This window comes from Cupriavidus sp. R6-3, from assembly GCF_059772245.1.
In genome coordinates, this window is the sequence record NZ_JCBAJO010000031.1 from 15,872 (window position 1) to 35,274 (window position 19,403).

The 19,403-nt window shown below is 69.1% G+C and carries 19 protein-coding genes; 11 read left to right on the forward strand and 8 right to left on the reverse strand.

All coding sequences use genetic code 11. The features are described from left to right. Positions 1-129: 129 nt before the first annotated feature. The 3 genes from AC6EI8_RS08415 to eutC all read left to right on the forward strand — a co-directional run bounded on the left by AC6EI8_RS08415 (position 130) and on the right by eutC (position 3,435). Entirely contained in the window at positions 130-831 is a 702-nt protein-coding gene (locus AC6EI8_RS08415; protein WP_498381710.1) for a FadR/GntR family transcriptional regulator, read from the forward strand. Between the two features lie 417 nt (positions 832-1,248). After that, positions 1,249-2,631 (forward strand): ethanolamine ammonia-lyase subunit EutB, encoded by a 1,383-nt coding sequence (locus AC6EI8_RS08420; RefSeq protein WP_498381711.1) that lies wholly within the window; start codon positions 1,249-1,251, stop codon positions 2,629-2,631. An 18-nt stretch (positions 2,632-2,649) separates the two neighbouring features. After that, complete coding sequence (eutC, locus tag AC6EI8_RS08425; protein WP_149318478.1) at positions 2,650-3,435, forward strand: ethanolamine ammonia-lyase subunit EutC; 786 nt, start codon at positions 2,650-2,652, stop codon at positions 3,433-3,435. Here eutC and garD read toward each other — a convergent pair. The 3 genes from garD to AC6EI8_RS08440 form a co-directional block, all read right to left on the reverse strand. Then, entirely contained in the window at positions 3,413-4,975 is a 1,563-nt protein-coding gene (garD, locus tag AC6EI8_RS08430; protein ID WP_226107061.1) for a galactarate dehydratase, read from the reverse strand. The two genes, eutC and garD, sit on opposite strands and share 23 nt — an antisense overlap. Positions 4,976-5,000: 25 nt before the next feature. Next, positions 5,001-5,960 (reverse strand): Bug family tripartite tricarboxylate transporter substrate binding protein, encoded by a 960-nt coding sequence (locus AC6EI8_RS08435; RefSeq protein ID WP_265633529.1) that lies wholly within the window; start codon positions 5,958-5,960, stop codon positions 5,001-5,003. Positions 5,961-6,085: 125 nt separating this feature from the next. Beyond that, positions 6,086-7,222 carry an L-talarate/galactarate dehydratase gene (locus AC6EI8_RS08440; RefSeq protein WP_498381712.1) on the reverse strand — a complete coding sequence of 379 codons (1,137 nt, stop codon included), beginning with the start codon at positions 7,220-7,222 and terminating at the stop codon, positions 6,086-6,088. Positions 7,223-7,518: 296 nt separating this feature from the next. On the opposite strand from AC6EI8_RS08440, the gene AC6EI8_RS08445 reads away from it, so the two are divergent. Continuing rightward, positions 7,519-8,529, forward strand: a complete 1,011-nt coding sequence (locus AC6EI8_RS08445; RefSeq protein WP_498381713.1) for a LacI family DNA-binding transcriptional regulator — start codon at positions 7,519-7,521, stop codon at positions 8,527-8,529. 68 nt (positions 8,530-8,597) lie between these two features. On the opposite strand, the gene AC6EI8_RS08450 is transcribed toward AC6EI8_RS08445, so the two are convergent. Continuing rightward, positions 8,598-9,521: a LysR family transcriptional regulator gene (locus tag AC6EI8_RS08450; RefSeq protein ID WP_149318681.1), complete on the reverse strand. Its 924-nt coding sequence runs from the start codon at positions 9,519-9,521 to the stop codon at positions 8,598-8,600. 239 nt (positions 9,522-9,760) lie between these two features. On the opposite strand from AC6EI8_RS08450, the gene AC6EI8_RS08455 reads away from it, so the two are divergent. Both AC6EI8_RS08455 and AC6EI8_RS08460 read left to right on the forward strand, forming a co-directional pair. Then, entirely contained in the window at positions 9,761-10,918 is a 1,158-nt protein-coding gene (locus tag AC6EI8_RS08455; protein WP_149318473.1) for an acyl-CoA dehydrogenase family protein, read from the forward strand. Positions 10,919-10,946: 28 nt separating this feature from the next. Continuing rightward, positions 10,947-11,945: a hypothetical protein gene (locus tag AC6EI8_RS08460; RefSeq protein ID WP_498381714.1), complete on the forward strand. Its 999-nt coding sequence runs from the start codon at positions 10,947-10,949 to the stop codon at positions 11,943-11,945. An 87-nt stretch (positions 11,946-12,032) separates the two neighbouring features. Here AC6EI8_RS08460 and AC6EI8_RS08465 read toward each other — a convergent pair whose 3' ends face one another. The 3 genes from AC6EI8_RS08465 to AC6EI8_RS08475 all read right to left on the reverse strand — a co-directional run bounded on the left by AC6EI8_RS08465 (position 12,033) and on the right by AC6EI8_RS08475 (position 14,315). Next, positions 12,033-12,686: a hypothetical protein gene (locus tag AC6EI8_RS08465; protein WP_498381715.1), complete on the reverse strand. Its 654-nt coding sequence runs from the start codon at positions 12,684-12,686 to the stop codon at positions 12,033-12,035. Between the two features lie 206 nt (positions 12,687-12,892). Further along, positions 12,893-13,264, reverse strand: a complete 372-nt coding sequence (locus AC6EI8_RS08470; RefSeq protein ID WP_150084824.1) for a PHA-granule associated protein 4 — start codon at positions 13,262-13,264, stop codon at positions 12,893-12,895. A gap of 133 nt (positions 13,265-13,397) precedes the next feature. Beyond that, entirely contained in the window at positions 13,398-14,315 is a 918-nt protein-coding gene (locus tag AC6EI8_RS08475) for an NmrA family NAD(P)-binding protein (RefSeq protein WP_498381716.1), read from the reverse strand. A gap of 189 nt (positions 14,316-14,504) precedes the next feature. Here AC6EI8_RS08475 and AC6EI8_RS08480 point away from each other — a divergent pair, with 189 nt between their 5' ends. Continuing rightward, positions 14,505-15,398, forward strand: a complete 894-nt coding sequence (locus AC6EI8_RS08480) for a LysR family transcriptional regulator (RefSeq protein ID WP_498381717.1) — start codon at positions 14,505-14,507, stop codon at positions 15,396-15,398. Between the two features lie 65 nt (positions 15,399-15,463). Here AC6EI8_RS08480 and AC6EI8_RS08485 read toward each other — a convergent pair whose 3' ends face one another. After that, a complete protein-coding gene (locus AC6EI8_RS08485) occupies positions 15,464-15,886 on the reverse strand; it encodes a VOC family protein (RefSeq protein WP_149318467.1) in 423 nt (140 codons plus the stop codon). A 150-nt stretch (positions 15,887-16,036) separates the two neighbouring features. Here AC6EI8_RS08485 and AC6EI8_RS08490 point away from each other — a divergent pair, with 150 nt between their 5' ends. The 4 genes from AC6EI8_RS08490 to AC6EI8_RS08505 form a co-directional block, all read left to right on the forward strand. Next, entirely contained in the window at positions 16,037-16,930 is an 894-nt protein-coding gene (locus AC6EI8_RS08490) for a LysR family transcriptional regulator (protein WP_149318466.1), read from the forward strand. A gap of 79 nt (positions 16,931-17,009) precedes the next feature. Next, complete coding sequence (locus AC6EI8_RS08495) at positions 17,010-18,590, forward strand: DNA-3-methyladenine glycosylase 2 family protein (RefSeq protein ID WP_498381718.1); 1,581 nt, start codon at positions 17,010-17,012, stop codon at positions 18,588-18,590. Further along, the gene (locus AC6EI8_RS08500; RefSeq protein WP_498381719.1) at positions 18,587-19,123 is read left to right on the forward strand and encodes a methylated-DNA--[protein]-cysteine S-methyltransferase; all 537 of its coding nucleotides are present in this window, start codon (positions 18,587-18,589) and stop codon (positions 19,121-19,123) included. The genes AC6EI8_RS08495 and AC6EI8_RS08500 overlap by 4 nt, the downstream gene beginning before the upstream one ends. Before the next feature lie 126 nt (positions 19,124-19,249). Then, positions 19,250-19,403 (forward strand): 2'-5' RNA ligase family protein (locus AC6EI8_RS08505; RefSeq protein ID WP_498381720.1); only part of this gene is annotated, 154 nt, incomplete at its 3' end.

Below are 19,403 nucleotides of genomic sequence, written 5' to 3' on the forward strand. Positions count from 1 at the left end.
CAAGGTTCAAATTGGTTGGACCAGTTGGCGAACCGGACGGCAAGCAGGGTGGCGGACCAGGTGGCCAGCCCCGGTGGCGGGCCGGTCGGCGGACCAGCACGTGGCATGGCGATGCGAAGGGAGAAAACGATGGCGGCAGGCATGCGCGAGCGCGGCCGGGTGGAAGAGGTGATGCGCAAGGTCGAGACCGCGCTGCTGGACGGCACGTGGCCGGCCGGTACGCGCCTGCCGGCCGAGCGCGTCCTGGCCGAGACCTACGGCGTGGCTCGCAATACGGTGCGCGAGGCCACCCAGCGGCTGGCCGCGCGCGGCCTGCTGCAGAGCCGGCGCGGCGCCGGCGTGTTCGTCACCGAGCAGCTGCGCAGCGGCATCGCCTCGCCGTGGCGCCAGCTGGTGGCCGATCATCCGGCGCTGCGCGAGGACATCCTCGAATTTCGCCGCGTGCTGGAAGGCGCCACCGCCTATTTCGCCGCGCTGCGCGCCGACACGCAGGACCTGCGGCGGATCCGCGCGCTGTTGGACCAGTTGGAGCGAGCCCGCGGCCGCGACGACAAGCAGGCGGAGGCGGATGCCGACGCCAAGCTGCACGAGGCGATCGCGCTGGCCTCGCACAACACGATGTTCCTGCACCTGCATACCAGCGTGATCGGCATGCTGCGCGAGCACATCACGACCAATGGCACCGGCCTGCGCGAGCAGGACGCGGAGGCCTCCGAACAACTGCTGCTGCAGCATCGGACGTTGTGCGCGGCGATCCTGGCGCGGCGTCCGGAAGAGGCGCGCACGGCGATGCAGGCGCATATCGATTACGTGCGAAGCCGGGCGGAGTAACGGTGCAGGGCACGGAAGGCGACGCGCATTCCCCCGCTATTGCGCAGCCCCGTGCCGCCGGGTAACACGTACGCGATCGTACGCAGAAACGGGTACGGTCTCACCGGCCGAGCGGAAGGACAGCCCTACGGCGGGGCGCTCGAGCGAGCCACGGGAGCCGTCCCAACACCGGAAAGGGCGGAAATCGAACCCGTTCGGCGGGCCGCCGAGCCCGCGATAGCGGCACGCAGAAACGGGTACGCCTTGCGCCCAGCCACCCCGCGATATGCCCCTCCCCCCGCTCCCGTAACGTTTGCGCGCTATATTGCGGACCAGGGGCCCCGCCATCGCGCCAAGCCGCGTCAAGCCACGCCAAGCCGCGTCAAGCTACGCCAAGCTGCGCGATGACCGGGCCACCACTCCTTGCCGGGGGAACAGATGGCGTTCACTGAAACGATCGGCGCGCGGCGCTATGCGTTCGGGGACCTGAAGACCCTGCTGGCCAAGGCCAGCCCGGCCCGCTCGGGCGACCAGCTGGCCGGCCTCGCGGCCGACACCGAGGAAGAACGGATGGCCGCGCGCATGGTGCTGGCCGACCTGCCGCTGTCGCGCTTCCTGAACGAGGCGCTGATTCCCTATGAAAGCGACGAGGTCACGCGCCTGATCGTCGATCGCCACGACGCCGATGCCTTCGCCGAGATCGCCGCGCTGACGGTCGGCGAATTCCGCAACTGGCTGCTGCTGCATGAGACCGACGGCACGGTGCTGGCGCGGGTGGCGCCGGGCATCACGCCGGAGATGGCGGCGGCGGTCAGCAAGCTGATGCGCAACCAGGACCTGATCGCGGTGGCCCGCAAATGCCGCGTGGTCACGCGCTTTCGCGACACGATCGGGCTGCCGGGCCGGCTGTCGGTGCGCTTGCAGCCGAACCATCCGACCGACGACCCCAAGGGGATCGCCGCATCGATCATCGATGGCCTGTTCTACGGTTGCGGCGACGCCACCATCGGCATCAATCCCGCCGGCGACAACCTGGCGTCGATCGTGGCCCTGCTGCGGCTGATCGACGAGCTGCGCGAGCGGCACGGCGTGCCGACGCAATCGTGCGTGCTGACCCATGTCACCAACACGCTGCGCGCGATCGAGCAGGGCGCGCCGGTGGACCTGGTGTTCCAGTCGATCGCCGGCAGCGAACAGGCCAACGCCAGCTTCGGCATCGACCTGGCGCTGCTGGCCGAAGCCCGCGCCGCCGCGCTGTCGCTCGGGCGTGGCACGGTTGGCGACAACCTGATGTACTTCGAGACCGGGCAGGGCAGCGCGCTGTCGGCCAACGCCCACCACGGCGTCGACCAGCAGACCATGGAGGCGCGGGCGTACGCGGTGGCGCGCGCGTTCTCGCCGCTGCTGGTCAATACCGTGGTCGGCTTCATCGGGCCGGAGTACCTGTACGACGGCAAGCAGATCGTGCGCGCGGGGTTGGAGGACCATTTCTGCGGCAAGCTGCTCGGTGTGCCGATGGGCTGCGACATCTGCTACACCAACCACGCCGAGGCCGATCAGGACGACATGGACACGCTGCTGACGCTGTTCGGCGTGGCCGGCGTCAACTTCATCATGGGCGTGCCGGGCGCGGACGACATCATGCTGAACTACCAGAGCACCGCCTTCCACGACGCGCTGTATCTGCGCGAGACGCTGGGCCTGGCGCCGGCGCCGGAGTTCGAGGCATGGCTGCAGCGCACGGGCATCCTCGGCGACGACGGCAGGCTGGTCGAGCCGGCCGAGCGCCAGCCGCTGCTGCAACTGGCGCACGACCTGTAACCGCTCCGGGAGCCAACGATGCCTTCGAACCTTGCTCCGCCGCATCCCTGGCAACGGCTGCGCCAGTTCACCTCGGCGCGCATCGCGCTCGGGCGGGCGGGGCACAGCCAGCCCACCGATGCGGTGCTCGCGTTCGGCCTTGCCCATGCGCAGGCGCGCGACGCGGTGCACCAGCCGCTGTCGTGCGAGGCCGTCGAGGCGGCGCTGGACGAGGCCGGGTTTGCCAACCTGCGGGTCCACAGTGCCGCGGCGGATCGCGCGCAGTATCTACGCCGCCCGGATCTGGGCCGCCGGCTGGACGGGGACAGTCGCGAGCGGCTGCGCCAGGCGGCGGGCGAGCCGTGCGACGTCGCCTTCGTGATCGCCGACGGCCTGTCGTCACAGGCGGCGCAGCGTCATGCGGTGCCGGTGCTGAGCTTGGTACGGGAGCGGCTGCCCGACTGGCGGATCGGTCCGGTCGCGATCGCCGAGCAGTCGCGCGTCGCCCTCGGCGACGAGATCGGCGAGCTGTTGCGCGCGCGCCAGGTCGTGATGCTGATCGGCGAACGCCCCGGGCTCAGCTCGCCGGACAGCCTCGGCATCTACCTGACCTACGATCCGCACCCCGGGCGCACCGACGCGCAGCGCAACTGCATCTCCAACGTGCGGCCCGAGGGACTGTCCTACCAGCAGGCGGCCGATCGGCTGGCGTGGCTGCTGCGCGGCGCGCTCGCGCTCGGCTGCAGCGGCGTGCGGCTCAAGGAGGACAGCGGCGACCTGGGCCAGAACGAGGCCGCCGCCCTCAGGTCACCGGCGCCGGATTGAACAGCACCAGCGCGTTCTGCAGCTTCCACTGCTCGGCATACGATTTGCGGCCGCTGGCGATGTCCAGCATCGCGTGGAACAGCTGCCAGCCCACCTCTTCGATGGTGGCCTCGCCGGTGGCGATGCGGCCGGCGTCGATGTCCATCAGGTCGTGCCAGCGGCGCGCCAGGTCGCTGCGCGTGGCGACCTTGATCACCGGGACTTCGGCCAGTCCGTACGGTGTGCCGCGTCCGGTGGTGAACACATGCAGGTTCATGCCGGCGGCCAGCTGCAGCGTGCCGCAGATGAAGTCGCTGGCCGGCGTCGCCGCATAGAGCAGGCCCTTCTGCGTGGCCTTCTCGCCGGGGGCCACCACGCCGTGGATCGGCCCGGTACCCGACTTGACGATCGAGCCCATCGCCTTCTCGACGATGTTCGACAGGCCGCCCTTCTTGTTGCCCGGCGTGGTGTTGGCGCTGCGGTCGACGCGGCCCTTGCTGAGGTAATGGTCGTACCACGCCATCTGCTCGATCATCGCCTGCGCGACCTCGGGCGTGGCGGCGCGCGCGGTCAGCTGGTCGATGCCGTCGCGCACCTCGGTGACCTCCGAGAACATCACGGTGGCGCCGGCGCGCACCAGCAGGTCGGTGGCGAAGCCGACCGCGGGATTGGCCGTGACGCCGGAGAACGCATCGCTGCCGCCGCACTGCACGCCAACGACCAGGTCCGACGCCGGGCAGGTCTCGCGCCGGCGCGCGTTCAGCCGTTGCAGATGGCGCTCGGCCGTCTCCAGGATCGAATCGATCATCGAGCCGAAACCGACATGGCGCTCGTCCTGCAGGCACACGACATCGGGCGCGCCGCCCTCGACCTGCAGCGGGATCGTGCCGGCCTCGATCAGGCGCGTCGGCTGCAGCTTCTCGCAGCCCAGGCTGACGATCATCACTTCGCCGCCGAAGTTCGGATTGAGCGCGAGGTTGCGGATCGTGCGGATCGGGATGACCGCATCGGGCGCGTCGATGGCCACGCCGCAGCCATAGCTGTGTTCCAGCGCGACCACGTCGTCGACGTTCGGATAGCGCGGCAGCAGCTCGGCCTTGATCCGGCGCACGGCGAAGTCGACCACGCCGGCCACGCACTGCACCGTGGTCGTGATGGCGAGGATGTTGCGCGTGCCGACCGAGCCGTCGGCGTTGCGGTAGCCCTGGAAGGTGTAGCCCTCCAGCGGCGGCAGCGCGGGCGGCACGCGATTGGCGATCGGCAGCGCGTCAAGCTCGGGCGCGGACGGCATCCGCAGCACGCGCTCGTTGACCCAGCTGCCGCGCGGCAGCGGCTTGACCGTGTAGCCGATGACGACGTTGTAGCGCAGCACCGGCGCGCCCTCGTCGAGATCGACCAGCGCGACCTTGTGGCCCTGCGGCACGTTTTCGACCAGTTGCAGCCCGCACGGGAAGGTAGCGCCGGCCGGCAGGCCGCCGTCGTTGGCGACGATGGCGACGTTGTCGGCCTCGTGCATGCGGATATAGAGCGGTTGGCCGGGGCCGCGGCTCGCCGTTTGCATCATCAGTGGTTCTCCTGTGCCGCCGTCAGTCGGCGGCGATCTTTCCGGTTTCGATGACGCGCTTCCAGCGGGCCGACTCGGCGGCCTGGAAGCGGGTGAACTGTTCGGGCGTGTTGCCGACGATCTCGAAGCCGACCTCGAGCAGCTTGTTCTTGACCGCGGGGTCGTTCAGCCCGGCGACGATGCCCTTGTGCAGCTTGTCCCGGATATCGGCGGGCAGTCCCCTGGGCGCCGCCACGGCCTGCCACGAATAGACGACCAGGTTCTTGATGCCCGCTTCTTCCATGGTCGGCACCGAGGGCAGCACCGGCGAGCGCTGCGTGCTGGTGATCGCCAGCGCGCGGATCTTGCCGGCCTTGACGTGCGGCATCGCGGTATTGATGTTCATGAAGGTCGCATCAACCTGGCCGCCGATCAGGTCGTTCATCGCCGGCGCGCCGCCCTTGTAGGGGACATGCGTGCCGCTGGTGCCGGTCTGCTGCCAGAACAGCTCGGCGGTCAGATGGTCGCTGGTGCCGTTGCCGGCCGAGGCGAAGGTCAGCTTGCCGGGATTGGCCTTCAGGTACGCCACGACTTCCTGCAGCGTCTGGAAGCGCGAGTTGGCCGGCACGGCCAGGATGTTGGGCGCCTGCACCGCGACCGAGATGTAGTCGAAATCGCGGGCCGGGTCGTAGGGCGTGCTCTTGATCAGATGCGGCGCGATGACCAGCGGCCCCAGCGAGGACACCAGCAGCGTATAGCCGTCCGGTGGCGCGCGCTTGACGAAGCTGGCGCCGATCGCGCCCGCCGCGCCGGGCTTGTTCTCGACCACGAAGCTGGCGCCGGTCTGCTCCTGCAGCTTGGCGCCGAGGATGCGCGCAATCACGTCGGTCGAGCCGCCGGCGGGGAAGGGCACCACCATCGCGACCGGCTTGTCGGGCCAGGCGGCGTGGGCGGACAGCGTGGTGGCAAGGCCGAGGGCCAGCGTGGCGATCAGGCGTTTCATCAGTGTCTCCTTGAGGATGGGGTCTGCGCTTGTCGTGCATCGGCCGGTCTTGGGCGCCGGCCTGTTTCTGTCTATTCCTGCCTGCTTACTGCCCCGTCTGCCGGGTTCTCGTCGGCTGGTCGCCGTTACGGGCGCTCGCCGAATTCGGCCTGCGCGCGGGTCCACGCACGCGCCTGCTCGCTGATCGATACGCCCAGGCCCGGCCGCGTCGGCACGGCGATGCGGCCATCGCGGATCTCCAGCCGCTCGTTGAACAGCGGCTCGAGCCAGTCGAAATGCTCGACCCAGGGCTCGCGCGGATACGCCGCCGCCAGGTGGATGTGCAGCTCCATCGCGAAATGGGGGGCCAGCATCAGGCCGGCGTGCTCGGCCAGCGCCGCGACCTTCAGGAAGGGCGTGATGCCGCCCACGCGCGGGGCGTCGGGCATCAGGTAGTCGGCGGCGCGGTGGCGGATCAGGTCCCAGTGTTCGGCGGCGCTGGTCAGCATCTCGCCGGTGGCGATCGGGGTATCGAACTGCGCGGCCAGCGCGGCATGACCCTCGTGGTCGTAGGCGTCCAGCGGCTCCTCGATCCAGACCAGGTTGAACGGCTCCAGCGTGCGGCACATCCGCTGCGCGGTGGGGCGGTCCCACTGCTGGTTGGCGTCGACCATCAGCGGCACGGCGTCGCCCAGCTGCTTGCGTACGGCGCCGACCCGTTCGACGTCGCGCGCGCCGTCCGGCTGGCCGACCTTGAGCTTGATGCCGCCGATGCCGCGCTCGACCGAGGCGGCGGCGTTGATCAACAGCTGATCGAGCGGCGTATGCAGGAAGCCGCCCGAGGTGTTGTAGCAGCGCACCGCATCGCGCTGCGCGCCGAGCAGCTTGGCCAGCGACAGGCCCGCCCGGCGCGCCTTCAGGTCCCACAGCGCGACGTCGAAGGCGCCGATCGCCTGCGTCGCCATGCCGCTGCGCCCGACCGAGGCGCCGGCCCAGCACAGCCTGTCCCACAGCCGCGCGATGTCGCTGGGGTCTTCGCCCAGCAGCGTCGGCGCCAGTTCGCAGGCATGGGCGTACTGGCCGGGACCGCCGGCGCGCTTGGAATAGCTGAAGCCCATGCCCTCGCGCCCGTCCGCGGTCGTGATCTCGGCGAACAGGATCGCGACCTCGGTCATCGGCTTCTGGCGGCCGGTCAGCACCTTGGCGTCGCTGATCGGGGTGGCCAGCGGCAGAAAGCAGCTGGACAGGCGGATCCAGGCGATGCGGTCGGCGGCGAGGGTCATGGGGTGTCTCCGTTGGGCGAGGGGGTAATCGTCTTCGTCTTGCGGCGCGAAATGACAACGTTGTCATTTCGACGCCAAAACAAGCCCGTTACAATGTCGGGCGCCGTGCACCGCGATCTTGTGCGGCGGCGTGACAGGGACGGGCATGTTTCGGCGAAATGCTAACGTTGTCATATCATCGCTGTCAACGCGCTTCGCCACGATGCCGGCTCATGGCTTTCCCGAAGCCGCCCGTCCGTTGCCCTGTCCGTTGCCCTGTCGTTGCCCTACCTTTTGCCTTGATCCGAGACCCCGACGTGGCCCCCACCAAAGCCCAGAACAAGTCCGTGACCCTGCATGACGTCGCCCGCGAGGCCGGCGTGTCGCTGATCACCGCGTCCCGCGCGCTCAGCAATCCCGGCATGGTGTCGGCCAAGACCATCGAACGCGTGCAGCAGGCGGCGGAGGCGGTGGGCTATATCCCGAACCTCATCGCCGGCGGACTGAAGTCGCGGCGCAGCCTGATGGTGGCGGCGGTCGTGCCCGATATCGCGGTGACGCAGTTCCTGCCGACCATCAAGGCGCTGACCGAGACGCTGGAGGCGGCCGGCTACCACCTGATCCTCGGCCAGAGCAGCTACGACGATTCGCGCGAGGAGGCGCTGCTCAACGCGATGATCGGCCGGCGCCCAGACGGCATCGTCGTCACCGGGCTGATCCAGTCGGAGGCGGCGCGCGAGCGGCTGCGGCAGTCGGGCATTCCGGTGGTCGAGACGTGGGAGCTCAGCGACCGGCCGGTGGACATGGCGGTCGGCTTTTCGCACGTCAAGGTCGGCAGCGCGGTGGCCGGCTATTTCCTGTCGAAGGGCTGGCAGCGCGTGGGCATCGCCACCGGCGACGATCGCCGGGCGCGCATTCGCTCGGAGGCCTTCGTGTCGACCTTCGGCCGGCCGGTGCCGACCGCGGTCGTGCCGGCGCCCAGCAATCTGCCGTTGGGGCGGCGCGCTCTGGCGGAGCTGCTGGAGAAGGAGCCACGGCTGCAGGCGATCTGCTGCAGCTCGGACCAGCTGGCGCAGGGCGTGCTGGTCGAAGCGCAGGCGCGCGGCCTGCGCGTGCCCGAGGATCTGGCGGTCTGCGGCTTCGGCGATGCCGAGGCGGCCGCGCACATGGCGCCGTCGCTGACCACGGTCCAGGTCGATGCCGCGCGCATCGGCGCGACCGCCGCGCGGCTGATCCTGGACAAGTGCAAGGGCTTGCCGGTGGAGCCGCGCATCGTCGACGTGGGGTTTCGGGTAATCGAGCGGGCGTCGACGGGCGGGCCGGATTAAAGCTCGGCGCGCGCCGAAAGTCTGCCGGTCACTGGATCACTGCGTCACGGGGTCACTGCGTCACTGCGTCACTGCGGCATCGCGGCCAGCCGCGGCCAGATCGCCTGCAATTCCCCCTTCAGGAACGTCAGCAGGCAGCGCGTCGCCATGGTCTGGTAGCGGTTCGGCAGGGTCAGCATGTAGAGCCGGCTGCCGAACACGCTGATGCGGTAGTCGCGCAATACCGGCGTCACCAGGCCGGCGGCGAGTTCGCGCCCGATCGCGTAGAGCGGAAAGATGCCGATGCCGACGTCGCCCAGCACGGCCTCCTTCAGGAAGGCGAAATTCTCGGAGCTCAGCGTAGGCTCCAGCGCGACCTGCTCGCGTTCGTCCTCGCCGGCGCGCGCGCCGAAGGCCTTCAGCTTCTGCCCGACCGGCGAGGCGCAGACGATCGCATGGCGCTGCAGATCGGCAAGCGTCCGCGGCGCCGGCTGCGCGGCCAGATAGGCCGGCGAGGCGCACACCACCCAATCGACCTCGCCGATCTCGGTCGCGACCACCGAATCGGGCGGGGTCGAAATGATCCGCAACGCGACCTCGACGTCCTCCGACACCAGGTTGTGGATGCGGTTGTCGAACACCACATCGAGCGTGATGTCCGGGTAGCGGTGCTTGAACTGCACCAGCAGCGGCGACAGCAGCGCGTGGCCCAGGCCGGTCGGCACCGACAGCCGCACATGGCCCTGCAGCGTCTTGCCCATATTGCTGATCAGCGCGTCGGCCGCGGCCACCTCGGCGAGGATGTTACGGCCGTGCTCGTAGAGGCCGGCGCCCACCGGCGTCGGCTCGACATGGCGCGTGGTCCGGCGCAGCAGCTGCACGCCGAGCTCTTCCTCCAGCGCCTTGAGCCGGTAGCTGACGTTGGCGCGCGTCATCTTGAGCTTGCGTGCGGCGGCGGAAAGGTTGCCGGCGTCGACGATATCGACGAACAGGCGCAGGGCGTTCAGATCCATCATGGCGAAATGGTGGTGGGGTGCGGCAGGAGCGGGACGGCGGGCCGGAAAGCGGCGCCGGCCGCGGATTGTCAAATATGGCTGTCCATTCTGTCCAAGCTGTCGTGGATTGTCAAAATCCGGGGTCGGCGTACCATGACGGCCATCCGCCCGCATTGCCGGATTGACCGGTCCGGCCCCGGACCGCTGCCGGCCCCGCGGCGCCACCCTTCCTCCACCGAATTCCCACGGAGATCGCCATGACCCTGGACACCGAATCGTTTTCCTTGCTGCGCGCCTCGGTGCAGCGCTTCATCGAAGAGCGCCTGAAGCCCGCCGAGGACATCCTCGAGGAAACGGACGACGTGCCGGCCGATATCGTGGCCGACATGAAGGAGATGGGCCTGTTCGGCATCTCGATCCCGGAAAACTACGGCGGCATCGGCCTGTCGATGTCGCAGGAGTGCGATGTCGTCTATGACCTCGGCCATACCGCGCTGGCCTTCCGCTCGGTGTTCGGCACCAACGTGGGCATTGGCTCCCAGGGCATCCTGATGGATGGCACCGAGGAGCAGAAGCAGAACTATCTGCCGCGCATCGCCAGCGGCGAGCTGATCATCTCCTTCGCGCTGACCGAGCCGAACGCGGGCTCCGACGCGGCCTCGCTGCAGACCAAGGCGGAACTGGACGGCGATCACTATGTGATCAACGGCACCAAGCGCTTCATCACCAATGCGCCGCGCGCCGGCGCCTTCACGCTGATGGCGCGCACCGGCGGCCCGGGCGCGTCGGGCATCTCGGCCTTCATCGTGCCGGCCGACACGCCTGGGATCTCGCTGGGCAAGCCGGACAAGAAGATGGGCCAGCGCGGCACCAAGACCTGCGACGTGGTGCTGGAAAACGTGCGCGTGCCGGCCGCCAACATCATCGGCGGCGTGCCGGGCGTGGGCTTCAAGACCGCGATGAAGGTGCTCGACCGCGGCCGCCTGCATATCTCGGCGCTGGCGTGCGGCATGGCCCATCGCCTGCTGACCGATGCGGTGGCCTACGCCAAGGACCGCAAGCAGTTCGGCCGCCCGATCGGCGAATTCCAGCTGATCCAGGGCATGCTGGCCGACAGCCAGGCCGAGCTTTACGCCGGCCTGTCGATGGTGCGTGATTGCGCCCAGCGCTACGACGCCAAGGAGCCGGGCAAGAGCGATCCCGAAGTCAGCATGCTGGCCTCCTGCGTCAAGATGTTCTGTACCGAGATGGTCGGCCGCGTGGCCGATCGCGCGGTGCAGATTCACGGCGGCGCAGGCTATATCGCCGAATACAAGGCCGAACGCTTCTACCGCGACGTCCGTCTGCTGCGCCTGTACGAAGGCACCACGCAGATCCAGCAGATGATCATCGCCAAGCAGCTGCTGCGCGATTGAAGCCGGTCCGGACGCGGAGGGTTCGAGCATGAAACAGCTTCAACGCGTCCGCCTCGCCGGCACGGCATCCGGAGTGGCACACTCCGGTGCCGGCGCGCACGGCTGGGCCCCGCATCTGGGATGGACCGCGGACGAGCCGGTTCGTCCGCCATGCTTTCCGATCATCGCCGCGCTGCGCGCCGCCTGCGCGACGCCGCCGACCGCACCGCTCGACGTGGGCGCGCTGGCGCTAGGCGCGGCAGCCATTCTGGGCCGCCGCGATCCGATCGTGTCGGTCCAGGCGGCCGAGCTCGGCGACGTCGACGGCGTGCTGTACCGGACCGGCAACGGCGGCTGGACGCTGCTGCACCGGACCGCGCTGCGCCCGTCCGACACCCGCTTCGTCCAGGCCTGGCTGCTCGCCTGCTATGCGATGCGCGGCGAGCATGCAGATACCGACGCCTTCGAATGCCGGCAAGCGAGCCTGTATTCGCTGGCCGATGACGACAGCCCCGCGGCGCGCGCCTACAGCTTCGCGGCGCGGCTGACGATGCCGGCAACTGCCTGCCATCTCGGCCTGACGGGCCATGTCGATGGCGACGTGCTGATGGCCTTCGCCTTGCAACTGCAGGTGCCGCTGCTGCATGCCGCGCGGCGCTGGCTTGCACGTACCGCGCAGAAGGCCGTGCTGGTGCTCGATGAAGCCGGGACGGTGCGCGCCAGCTGGCTCAGCGAGACCGCGTGCGCGGCGGGCTGGCGCATCGATCCGGCCGCGCTGCCGGTACGGGACGGGAAGGGCACGATCGAACCGTCGGGCGATGCCATGCTGGCTGCCGTCGTGCACGAACGCCGCGTCGCGATGTCGGACTGGTTTGCGCAGGCGCCGGCCGGCGGCCAGCTGATGGAATCCTTGTTGGGAACGGTCGAAAGCGGACGGGGACGGCTGCGCCTGACCTTGCTGCAGCTGCCGCGCGATGCGGTCTGCCCCCAGCCGCGCGCGATATGGCCGCAATACGGCGCCAGTGTCAGCGCCAACGTCAGCGCGTAGCGCGCGGCGGCCCGCGCCTCAGCGGATCAGCAGCCGGCGACTCAGCGGATCAGCAGCCGGCGACTCAGCGAATCAGCAGCCGGCGACTCAGCGAATCAGCAGCCGGCGATCCGAGGTGCCGCGCGTCACGCTGCCGCCGCTGGCCGCGCAGTTTGCTGCGGAGTTTGTCGCGCAGTTCGTCGAGCCGCGTGGCGCCAGCCGCTCGAGCTGGCGCTGCATCCTGGTCAGACAGGTGAGCATCATGCCGCGCTCTTCCAGGCTCAGCGGCGAGACCCAGACCGATTGCAGCGCCTTGATGGCCTGACCGAGCTTGTCCATGCGATGGCTGGCGCTGGAGCGGATCAACGGAATCGGCTGCGCCGCATACGGGCCGGACTGCTGCTCGAGCCATCCCTGGTCCGACAGGCTGCGGACCATCGCCTCGAATTCCTCGGCCTCGAGCCAGGGCAAGGTGCAAGCCGCCGTGATGCGATCCGGTTCGGTGCGCTGCCGGTGTGCGAGGTGTTGCAGCAGGAGCCATTCCGTCGGGGAGATGCCGGACTGCGACAGAACGTGGTCGAGGGCCGAATGCCAACCGGCCAGATTCTCTTGCAGACAGCGCAGCAGCGGCTCCTTGGCGTCGTACAGGTTGGCTGACATGGTGTCGCGGGTCTCCTGTTGTGTTTTGCCTGATGTGTTCCGTTCGCTGGATTGCCTGGCGCTGGCGCGGGAGCCAACCCTGCCTGCGATCGGGGGCACCATCGTGCGTTGCCCGGATACCGCATTCTTTCGAAAAGCTCACGAAAGTATTTGGTGGATCGTCGGGTGAAGCGATGGTTTTGCCGCTGTTCCTGGTGCTGCGACACGGCGTCGCAGCGTCGTGCTCGGCTCAGCGACCATCACGCCTCGATCCGCACCCTGGTCGGGCGCTGCAATCGCGTGCTGCAATCGCGCGCTTTCATCGCGCCTCAATGCCAGAAGGCATCCACCTCGCGCAGCAGATGGCCGGCCAGGATGTAGTCGCCGAGGCGGCTGGCGCGCGCTTCGAGCTCATGCAGTTCCTGGTCGGCAATGGCGCCGAGATCGAACAGGCAATAGAGATTGCGCTGACGGAAGGTGGTCTTGGGTTTGGCGAGCCCTTCGATCAGGGCCTCGTGCGAGCGCACCGCGATGCTTTCCTGGCCGCGGTACTGGACGCGTATGCCGCGTTTTTCCCCCAGCCGGCCCAGTTCGACGGCGTCCTGCCAACCCGTTTCATAGTCCAGCTCCAGCGCCAGAACCTCACGGGCGGCCAGCAGACGCAGGGCCTCGTTTTTGCTGCCGGCTCGTGCGATTGACATGCTTACCTCCGTGGCGATCAAGGACTGTACAAATATACAGTCCTTGAGGTCACCCGGCAAGCGGAAGGTACCCGCCGAATGGCTCACCGATCCGGGGCCGAGGCCACCCCCGTGCGGCGTGGCCGATGACCGCTCACGCCGCCGCGCGGGTGCTCGTCGCGAGTTCCCGCACAAACGCCTGCATCGACCTTGGCGGACCACCCAGGATCGCCTGCAGCACCAGCGTATTGGCGCGCAATCCATGGGCTGCATAGTGTTCGTGGATCTTGCGCAGCAGCTCCCATTGGGCCGCGGTGTAGTCCAGCGGCAGGCGCGCCCTCCATCGCTCGAAATCGATCTCGCCGGGGACAATGTTGCGGCCGAGCGCCTCGCTCATCATCGCGGCAATCTGCGTGCGCGTCAGTCCCGCCTCGCCGGCCAGCTCGAAACAGCCGTGCGCCAGCCGATCGGTGGTCAGTGCCATCGCGGCGACCTCCGCCACGTCGCGATAGTCGACGCGGGCCACCGGCACGTCGACCGGATAGGGCTCGGCGAAGCTGCCCTCGGCCACCACGCGCGCCCATCCGCCCAGCAGGTTCTGATGGAAGTTCGCGGGCTGCAGCACGGTGAACTGCAGGCCCGAATCGAACAGCGCCTGCTCGACCGGAATCTTGCTGGCGTGGTTGGCGAGCGTCACGTCGGTCGGCTGGATCACCGAGGAAAACACGAAGCGCCGCACGCCGGCCCGCCGCGCCGCGGCGACCATGTTGATGCCGAGCTGCGATTCGTCCGGCGCGAAGGCGGGGCCGATGTAGAAGACGCCGTCGACGCCGTCCAGCGCGGCCACCAGCGTCTCGGGCGAGCGCAGGTCGGCAACGGCGACCTCGTCGACGCCATTGGCCAGGGCGTGGGGAGCGCGTTGCGCGTCGCGGACCAGTCCGCGCACGGTCACGCCCCTGTCCCGCAGCGCCTGCGGAACCAGGCCGGCAAACCGTCCGGCGGCGCCGACGACCAGTACGCGGCGCGCCGCCGCGGACTCGGAGGGAGATGTTGCTGTGGCGATGGATGTCACGATGCGTGTCCTCGTTCGTGGTGGATGATCCGGACACGATAGAGAGTCACGTATCGGAGGAGAATACGGGCGCTCGATGATTCTCTCTTCCACAAACTGAGAGAATGGCGGGCAACGATCTTCGAATCCAAACGGAATCCAAACGGAATCCAAACGGAATCCAAACGGGAATCCAGCCGTGGAGCGCCGATGGACCGCGTATCCGACATCCTGACCTTCCTTGCCATCGCCGAGCACGGCAGCCTGAGCAAGGCCGCCCGGCATCTGGGCCGTTCGCTGCAATCGGTCAGCCGTTCGCTGGCGCTGCTCGAGCGCAGCCTCGGCGTGCAGCTGGTGCAGCGAACCACCCGCAGCTGCCAGCTGACCGAGGCCGGCGAGGCGTTCCGGCATCGCGTCGCGCCGGCCATGGCGGAGTTGAACGAGGCGTGGGATGCCGCGTCGAGCCTGAGTACGTCCGCGTTCGGCACGCTGCGCGTCAGCGCACCGGTGCTGTTCGCACCGGCATATATCGTGCCGGTGGTCGCCCGTTACATGGAGCGGCATCCGAAGGTGGAAGTGGAGCTGACGGTCAGCGACGCCTTCACCGATCTGCGCGCGGAAGGGCTGGACCTGGCGGTACGCATCGGCGAGGTGACCGACGACAACCTGAAGGCGCGCCGGCTGGCGATGCTGCGGCGCGTGGCCTTCTGCTCGCGCAGCTATGTGGCGCGCCACGGCGTGCCGGCGCACCCGCGCGACCTGGCCGCGCATCGCTGCGTCGTGCGCAGCGGCGAGGGCAACGACGCGCGCTGGCCGTTCCTGGTCGACGGCAAGCTGCGGCGCTTCGCCGTCGACGGCAGATTGCGCGCGGGCAGCACGGCCGCCGTCAACGAGGCGGTGGCGCTGGGCCTTGGCATCGGCTTCGGCCCGCTATGGCAGGTGCGGCCTTTGCTCGACCAGCGGCGCCTGGTGACGGTGCTGGACGCGTTCGAGGCGCCGCCGATCCCGGTGCAGGCGGTATGGCCCGCGGCCCGCGCGATTCCGGCCAAGACGCGGGCCTTCATCGACCTGCTGGCGGACCATCTGGGTGGCCTGTCGTTATAGCGCCGACCGGCCACCGGCGCTGCAGCGTGGCAACGCTTGCGACCGGCAGCGCCGCGCGGAAGTCCTTACTTCGCGAACACCTGGCTGATATCGCCGAACGCCTTGAATTCGAGCGCATTGCCCGACGGGTCGAGGAAGAACATCGTGGCCTGTTCGCCGACCTGGCCCTTGAATCGCACATGCGGTTCGATCACGAACTTGACGTTGGCCGCGCGCAGCTTGTCGGCCAGCGCCTCCCATTGCTCCATCGACAGGATCGCGCCGAAATGGCGCACCGGCACGTCGTCGCCATCGACCGCGCTGGTCGAGCGATGTCCGGTCTCTTCGGGCGACAGGTGCGCGACCACCTGATGGCCGTAGAAGTTGAAATCGACCCAGCTGTCGGAGCTGCGGCCCTCGGGGCAGCCGAGCAGCTCGCCGTAGAAGCGCCGGGCCTCGGCCAGATCGTGCACGGGGAACGCCAGGTGGAACAGGGGAATGGTTTGCATATGTGTGTGTCGGCCTTTGTGGAGAGGAAGCGCCCGGCTGCGGCGTGGTATGGTCCCGGAAATTCTACTCAGCACAAGTCGCGATATGAAGCGAATCATTTTGGCGCTGAGTATCAAGGATTTCGATCGGATACCGCCGAGCCCTTCGCCATGATCCGCTACTTCCGCACCTTCCTGGTCGCTGCCGAGACCGCTTCGTTTTCCGCCGCCGCGGCGCGGCTGTCGCTGACCCAGTCCGCGGTCAGCACGCAGATACGGCGGCTGGAAGAGGATCTGGGCTGCGCGCTGTTCGATCGCACCGGCAAGTCGGTGGCGCTCAGCGAGCAGGGGCGCAAGCTGCTGCCCGAGGCGGTGCGTTTCGTCGAGCTGTACGAGTCGATGAAGGGACAGGCGCACGCGGCTCCCGCGCTGACGCCGATCGACCTGGGCGCGGTATCGACGGTGCAATCGACGCTGCTGCCCAAGGCGATGCAGCGTTTCCGCGCCGATTATCCGAAGACCCACGTCAATATCGTGCCCGGCATGTCGACGCAGTTGTTGACCCAGGTCGACGCGCGCGAGCTCGAGGTCGCGGTGATGATCAAGCCCCGTCTCGGCATTCCGGCCGAGCTGAAATGGCTGCCCTTGCTGAGCGAGCCCTTCGTTGCCATCGCGCCGCGTGGCGCGCCGCGCGAGCTGAGGGCGATGCTGGGCGCGCTGCCCTTCATCCGCTACAACCGGCATTCGGCCGGCGGGCATCTGGTCGACCGCTATCTGAAGCGCCATCGGCTGCGCGTCGACGAAGGCATGGAGCTCGACGAGCCGGCGGTGATCCTGCAGATGGTCGACCAGGGCCTGGGCTGCGCGATCGTGCCGGCCGATCTGCTGCCGCTGGCGCAATGTCCGAACGTGCAGGCCGAACCGTTGCCGGGCCGGCCGATCCATCGCGAGGTCGGCGTGCTGGCGCGGCCTTCGGCGCTGTCGCGCGCGCCGACCGCTGCGCTGATCGAGGCCTTCGTCATCGCGGCGCGCCAGTGGCGCGGGCGGCGGAGCAAATCCCGCTGAACGGGACGTGGCCGGACGGCTCGGACTCGCATGTCCGAATCCGGCTGGTCGCTTCGCCGGAAAGCGGTAGCATGCAGCCATGGAACTCGATCCCGACACCTGCTACCGCGCCGTGGTTTCGCACGACCGCCGCTTCGACGGGCGCTTTTTCGTCGCCGTGTCGTCGACCGGCATCTACTGCCGGCCGGTCTGCGCGGTGCGCACGCCCAAGCGCGAAAACTGCAGCTTCTTCGCCACCGCGGCGGCGGCCGAGAAGCACGGCTATCGGCCCTGCCTGCGCTGCCGGCCCGAGCTGGCGCCAGGCCATGGGATTGCCGACCTGTCGGGCCGGCTGGCGCAGGCGGCGGCGACGCTGATCGACGAGGGCTTCCTGGCCGATGCCGGCGTGCCCGAGCTCGCCGCGCGCATCGGCGTCACCGAGCGGCACCTGCGGCGGCTGTTCACCGCGCAGTTCGGCGTCTCGCTGGTCGACTATGCGCAGACGCAGCGCCTGCTGCTCGCCAAGCGGCTGCTGACCGATACCGCGCTGCCCGTCACCGAGGTGGCACTGGCGGCCGGCTTCGGCAGCGTCCGCCGCTTCAACGACGTGCTGAAGACGCGCTACGGCCTGGCGCCCACCGCGATGCGCAAGCGCGCCGCGGGCATGCCGGCCGACCGCCTGGTGTTCGAGCTCGGCTACCGGCCGCCAATGGCGTGGGCCGCGCTGATGCAGTTTCTCGGTGCGCGCGCGGTGCAGGGCGTCGAGCAGATCTGGCCCGATGCGCATGGCGGCGAATACGGACGCACCGTTGCCATCGAAGTCGGTGGGCGACTGCACAGCGGCTGGATGCGGCTCGCGCTGGTCCCGCAACGCCACGTATTGCGCGTGACGCTGTCCGGTTCGCTGGCGCATGCCATTCCGCAGGTGCTGGGCAAGGTCCGGCGCCTGTGCGATCTCGGTTGCCGGCCCGACGTGGTCGATCGCCACCTGGGCGCGCTGGCGGCCGACATGCCGGGCATGCGCTTGCCGGGGACCGTGGACGGTTTCGAGATCGCGGTGCGGGCGGTACTGGGCCAGGTCGTCTCGCTGGGCCAGGCCCGTGCCATGCTGCATCGGCTGGTGCAGGCCCATGGCGTACCGCTGGCCGCGCCGATGGACGAACTGCGCGCCTGCTTTCCGGGCGCGGCCACGCTGGCTGCGGTACCAGTGACGGAGCTCAATGCACTGGGCGTGCCGATGGCCAAGGCGCGCGCGATCCATGCGATCGCCACGGCCGTGGTCGAAGGCAGGGTGTCGCTCGAGCCCGGTGTGGAACCCGCGCAGACCGTCGCGGCGCTGTGTGCCATCGACGGCGTGGGCGACTGGACCGCGCAATACATTGCGATGCGCGCGCTGGGCTGGCCCGATGCGTTCCCGGCCACCGACTATGCGCTGCGCAAGGTGCTCGGCATCGAGCGCAACGGCGAGATGCTGCGGCACGCCGCGCAATGGGCGCCGTGGCGCGCTTACGCTGCCATGCATCTGTGGCGGCAGTACCAGGACATGCAGGACCGCCGCGAGCGCGAACGTGCCGAGGCGCGTGCGGTGCCCGCGGGCCTTGGCGCTACCACTTGCGATCCAGCCGTGACGCGACGCGGCCGCAGAACACGCCGCCCTCAATTACAGGAGCAGCCAACATGATTCACTATCGTTCGATGTCGAGCCCGCTCGGCGACGTGCTGTTGCGCGCAGAAGACGGCCATCTGACCGGGATGTTCTTTGCCGGCCAGAAATACCATCCGGCCGGACCGTTGGACTCCGCTGCCGTTGACGCACGTAATGCGCGCGTACTGGCGCAGGCGGCGCAAGAGCTGACCGAGTACTTCGCCGGTGGGAGGCAGCGTTTCACCGTGCCGCTGCGCCTGGCCGGCAGCGCCTTCCAGCAGCAGGTCTGGCGGGCGCTGTGCGAGATCCCCTTCGGCGAAACCATCAGCTATGGCCAATTGGCCCTGGGCCTCGGCCTGCCGCCCGGCCATGCGCGCGCGGTTGGCAGCGCGGTGGGCCGCAACCCGATCTCGGTGATCGTGCCCTGCCATCGCGTGCTGGGCGCCAAGGGCGCGCTGACGGGCTATGCCGGCGGCACCGACCGCAAGCAGGCACTGCTGCGGCTGGAAGGCACGGCGGCGGCGCCGCATCTGCCGCTGTTGCGCGACGCGCTGGCGGCCGCCGCATGACGGCAGCCGCATAACGATGGCCCGTAACGGTAGCCTCGTAACGGCAGCCTCGTAACGGCAGCCACATCGCGCTACCCGCGCCGCACCCGCAACGCACCCGCAACGCACCCGTAACCGCGCGCCGACATGCCACGGCTCTTTGTCGCACTGGAAACCCCGCCCGCGCTGGCGGCCTCGCTGCTGGCGACGCTGCCGCGCGAGCGCGGCATCCGTGCGACGCCGGCCGCGCAGGTCCACCTGACGCTGCGCTTCGTCGGCGAGGTCGAGGAGGAAAAGGCCG